Below are 964 nucleotides of genomic sequence, written 5' to 3' on the forward strand. Positions count from 1 at the left end.
CCCCCGGCCGCCGCGCCCTCGCAGGCCGCATCGGCGCCCAAGCCCGCCGGCCCGGCGGGCGCGGCCCCCGGCGCACCCAAGCCCAAGCCGGCGGGACCCGGTCCGGCCAACTAGAGGTCGCCGCCGAATGACCCCGTCGCAGACGCATACACTCGGCGGTGATGTCCAGCAATGACCCCTCCGATTCAGCAGCCGGCCTGACCGCGGCTATCCGCACCGCCCTGGGCAAGGTGATCGATCCCGAACTGCGGCGTCCGATCACCGAACTCGGGATGGTCAAGAGCATCGACACCGAGCCCGACGGGACGGTGCACGTCGGGATCTACCTGACCACCGCCAGCTGCCCGAAGAAGACCGAGATCAGCGACCGCGTCAGCCAGGCGGTCGCCGACGTCCCGGGCACCGGCGCGGTCAAGGTCACCTTGGACGTGATGAACGACGAGCAGCGCACCGAGTTGCGCAAGCAGCTGCGCGGCGATGCCCGCGAGCCCGTTATCCCGTTCGCACAACCGAATTCGCTGACCCGGGTCTACGCCGTCGCGTCCGGAAAGGGCGGCGTCGGCAAGTCCACCGTCACGGTCAACCTGGCGGCGGCGATGGCGGCCCGCGGCCTGTCGGTCGGTGTGCTGGACGCCGACATCCACGGCCATTCGATCCCCCGGATGATGGGCACCACCGACCGGCCCACCCAGGTCGAGTCGATGATCCTGCCGCCCATCGCGCACGAGGTGCGGGTCATCTCCATCGCCCAGTTCACCGAGGGCAACACCCCGGTGGTGTGGCGCGGGCCGATGCTGCACCGGGCGCTGCAGCAGTTTTTGGCCGACGTGTACTGGGGTGACCTGGACGTGCTGCTGCTCGACCTGCCGCCGGGCACCGGCGACATCGCCATCTCGGTGGCGCAGCTGATTCCCAACGCCGAGATCTTGGTGGTGACGACGCCGCAGCTGGCCGCGGCCGAGGT

General features: G+C 70.4%; 1 protein-coding gene. It reads left to right on the top strand.

All coding sequences use genetic code 11. The features are described from left to right. Window positions 1-161 precede the first annotated feature (161 nt). Window positions 162-964 (top strand): P-loop NTPase (locus A9W96_RS10540; protein ID WP_156765193.1); only part of this gene is annotated, 803 nt, incomplete at its 3' end.

Origin of the sequence: Mycobacterium sp. 1245852.3, assembly GCF_001669335.1 — a bacterium.
GTDB classification, from domain to species: domain Bacteria; phylum Actinomycetota; class Actinomycetes; order Mycobacteriales; family Mycobacteriaceae; genus Mycobacterium; species Mycobacterium europaeum_A.